The organism is Ramlibacter sp. (assembly GCF_028291745.1).
Lineage (GTDB): Bacteria > Pseudomonadota > Gammaproteobacteria > Burkholderiales > Burkholderiaceae_C > Ramlibacter.
Genome location: NZ_JAQGNQ010000037.1, coordinates 1 through 3429, shown reverse-complemented (window position 1 = coordinate 3429; position 3429 = coordinate 1). Strand labels below are relative to the sequence as shown.

Here is a 3429-nt window from a genome sequence, read left to right as displayed (position 1 = left end):
CCGGAGGCCGGCACCTGCGCCGGCAGCGCGTTCGCCGCGGCATCCGCCGGTGGCGCGGCGGATGCGACATCCACCGGCGGCATGGCGGTGGGCACCGTGGCAGCGGCGCCCGGGGGCGGCATCACGGGATCGCTCGCCGCGCTGACGCCGGGGTGACTGATCGCCGCGACCCGGTCGACCACCCCCTCCACATAGGGCAGGAAGACGATCACCAGCGCGCCCAGCAGCAGCAGGGCCACGATGGCCAACACCGGGCGGGAGACCTGGTCGAGCCAGCGCGGCGAGGGGCCGTCGCGGGCCGTGCGGAAAGGCGCGTTGATGTGCTCGCTGTCCTGCACCAGGCGCGGCTGGCCGGTGCGCGGCAACAGTTGCAGCACCGGCTGCGGATCGAGTTTGAGCGTGCGGCAGACGCTGGAGGCCAGCGCGCGCACGAAGACCGCGTCGGGCAGCAGGTCGTAGCGATCCTGCTCGAGCGCCTCGACCTTGAACACCGGAACCTTCAGCGTGGCCGCCAGCGAGGCGACGTGCAGGCCCGCGGCCTCGCGCGCCTGGCGCAGCAGGGTGCCGGCGGTGGTGGTGGCAGTGCCCTCGACGGGCGCGGTCTCAGTCATTGAAAGCCCCCCGATCCAGGGCCTGACGTTCGCGCGAATCCGGGAAGCGCTTGCGCAGCTGCTCGCTCAGCTGGCCCATGGCGGCCGGATCGTTCATGCGCTGCTCCACGCGGATGCCCAGCCACAGCGATTCGGCATTCGCCAGCTCGCTGTTGTTCAGGCGCCGGATGTAGAACTGCGCGCGCTTGAAGTCGCCCTTGGTGAACAGCAGGCGCGCGAGGTTGTAGCCGGTGATGGGGTTGCCGGCATCGAGTTCGTAGCTGCGCGCGAGGCTGCTTTCCGCGACATCGGTGCGGCCGGAACGCGCCTGGCACAGGCCCATGGCCATCAGCGTCTTCGCGCGGCCCGCGTACAGCGGATTGGTCATCGCCTGCGCGAAGGACTTGTCCGCATTCTGGTATTCACCGAGCTGGCACTGCAGCCAGCCGTAGTTGTGCAGCGCATCGGCGTCGCGCGGATTCATCGCGACCGCGCGGCGGAAGCTGTCCTCGGCCTCGCGGTTGTCGCCCAGGCGCATGTAGATCAGCCCGCGCAGGTTGTAGGCCTCGCCGAAGGTGGGATCGGTGGCGATCACCTGCTTGAGTTCATCCAGCGCGATCTCGGTCTTGCCCTCGCCGTAGTAACCCGATGCGAGTTCGAGCCGGATGCGCGCGCGGCGGCGGGCATCGGATTCCTCGGAGAGAGTCACCATCTGGGAGATCGTGTCCTGCTGCTGCGCGGGCGCGGCACAGCCCGCCAGCAAGGTGCCCAGCACTCCGGCGCAGGCCGCGGCTGCGAGCCACGCAGCACAAAAGCGGCCTTGCGCCGCCATGGTGATCGTCATGTTCCCCTATGCCTCCCTGGTGGTATCCGCGGGCACCGGCCTGAGCATCACCGTGCGCTGTTGCGCGATGCGCCGGTCGACCCGCGTGCGGTCCTTGACGTCGCCGGCCAGCTGGCCGCAGGCGGCGTCGATGTCGTCGCCGCGCGTCTTGCGCACCGTCGTGACGATACCAGCATCACTCAGGATTTTCGCGAAAGCCTGCACGCGGTGTTGCGGGGAACGCAGCAGGCCCGAGGCGGGGAATGGATTGAAGGGAATGAGATTGAGCTTGCACGACACGCCGCGGCCGCCGTGCGTCTGCACCAGGCGCGCGAGTTCGTGCGCGTGCTGCGGCAGGTCGTTGACGCCATCGAGCATGCAGTACTCGAAGGTGATGAAGTCGCGCGGCGCGTGTTCGAGGTAGCGGTTGCAGGCGTCCAGCAGTTCCGCGATCGGATACTTTCGATTGAGCGGGATCAGCTTGTCGCGCAGTTCGTCGTTGGGCGCATGCAGCGACACGGCCAGGGCCACGGGGCAGTCCTCGCCCAGGCGGTCGATCATCGGCACCACCCCGGAGGTGGACACGGTCACGCGCCGGCGCGACAGGCCGTAGCCGTGATCGTCCAGCATCACCTTGAGCGCCGGCACCAGCGCGCCGTAGTTCTGCAAAGGCTCGCCCATCCCCATCATCACGACGTTGGAGATGACACGCTCGCCATCGGTCTTGAGGTGGCCGCGCAGGAAGTGCTCGGCAAACCACAGCTGCGCCAGGATCTCGCCGCTGGAGAGATTGCGCGAGAAGCCCTGGTGGCCGGTGGAGCAGAAGCGGCAGCCGACGGCGCAGCCGGCCTGCGAGGAGACGCACAGGGTGCCGCGATCGGCCTCGGGAATGAACACCGACTCGACGGCGTTGCCGTCGCCCACGTCGAACAGCCACTTGATCGTGCCGTCGCTGGAGATGTGCTGGGAGATGAGGGGCAGGCCCTCGATGCGGGCGCTGCCCTCGAGCTTTTCGCGCAGCGACCTGGCCAGATCGGTCATCTCGCCAAAGCGGCTTGCGCCCTTCTGGTGGATCCACCGGAACAGCTGGGTGGCGCGGAAGCGCTTCTCACCCAGCCCGGCGCAGAACGTGGCCAGGCCCTCGAGGTCAAAATCGAGCAGGTTGGCCGTCATCGCATGGGCCGGCGCGTCGCCCGGCCGCCCCAGGACGCGCCGCTCCCCCTAGAGGGGAGGCAGAACGAAGTGGAGCTCGGGCGGCACATTTTCAGCGCGTGTAGATGTTCATCGCCGGGAAGAAGAAGGCGATTTCGTTCTTGGCGGTTTCGGCGGCGTCCGAGCCATGCACCGCATTGGCGTCGATGCTGTCGGCGAAGTCGGCGCGGATGGTGCCCGACGCGGCCTTCTTGGGATCGGTGGCGCCCATCAGGTCGCGGTTCTTCAGGATGGCGTTGTCGCCTTCCAGCGCCTGGATCATCACCGGGCCGGAGATCATGAAGTCGACCAGGTCCTTGAAGAAGGGACGCTCCTTGTGCACGGCGTAGAACTGCTCGGCCTCGGCGCGCGACAGGTGGGCCATGCGGGCGGCGATGATCTTCAGGCCGGCGGCTTCGAAGCGCGCGTAGATCTGGCCGATCACGTTCTTGGCCACGGCGTCCGGCTTGATGATGGAGAGGGTGCGTTCGATAGCCATGCTGGTTTCCTGAGCTTGATGTTTTAGGGTTTTGCCGGAAGCGAAAAGTTCGGCAAAGCCCACGATTTTAGCTTGGTAGGCGCCGGGGTGCCCGCGTAGGGGAACACACAACTGCCGGGCAACCAGAACGCAGAAGGCGCAAAAGGCGCAAAGGACGCGAAAAAGGCAAGTTCAAGAATTTTCTTGACTCCCTTTTGCGTCTTTTGCGCAACCTTTGCGCCCCTTGCGTTCGGGTGTCCGCCTTCAGCCGCGTCCGCGCCCGCCGCCGCCCCCACCGCCGCCACCCCCACCACCGCCCCGACGCGGGCCACCGCGCGGCCCACCGC

Annotated in this window: 5 protein-coding genes; all 5 read right to left on the bottom strand. The window is 67.7% G+C overall.

Annotation, left to right across the window (positions count from 1 at the left end; genetic code table 11):
- Window positions 1–611, bottom strand: a 611-nt coding sequence (locus tag JWP60_RS05755; protein WP_299787619.1) for a helix-turn-helix transcriptional regulator, incomplete at its 3' end; no start/stop codon positions are given.
- Window positions 604–1434: a type IV pilus biogenesis/stability protein PilW gene (pilW, locus tag JWP60_RS05750; RefSeq protein ID WP_299787616.1), complete on the bottom strand. Its 831-nt coding sequence runs from the start codon at window positions 1432–1434 to the stop codon at window positions 604–606. The genes pilW and JWP60_RS05755, both read right to left, overlap by 8 nt.
- 6 nt (window positions 1435–1440) lie before the next feature.
- Complete coding sequence (rlmN, locus tag JWP60_RS05745; protein WP_299787613.1) at window positions 1441–2586, bottom strand: 23S rRNA (adenine(2503)-C(2))-methyltransferase RlmN; 1146 nt, start codon at window positions 2584–2586, stop codon at window positions 1441–1443.
- Window positions 2587–2677: 91 nt separating this feature from the next.
- Complete coding sequence (ndk, locus tag JWP60_RS05740; protein WP_299787610.1) at window positions 2678–3103, bottom strand: nucleoside-diphosphate kinase; 426 nt, start codon at window positions 3101–3103, stop codon at window positions 2678–2680.
- A 23-nt stretch (window positions 3104–3126) separates the two neighbouring features.
- The coding region (locus JWP60_RS05735; protein WP_299787607.1) for a hypothetical protein at window positions 3127–3429 on the bottom strand (303 nt) is incomplete at its 5' end.

Excerpts from the sequence above, each read along its gene's own strand:
- pilW (WP_299787616.1), bottom strand. The coding sequence starts at position 1,434 with ATGACGATCACCATGGCGGCGCAAGGCCGCTTTTGTGCTGCGTGGCTC.
- rlmN (WP_299787613.1), bottom strand. The coding sequence starts at position 2,586 with ATGACGGCCAACCTGCTCGATTTTGACCTCGAGGGCCTGGCCACGTTC.
- ndk (WP_299787610.1), bottom strand. The coding sequence starts at position 3,103 with ATGGCTATCGAACGCACCCTCTCCATCATCAAGCCGGACGCCGTGGCC.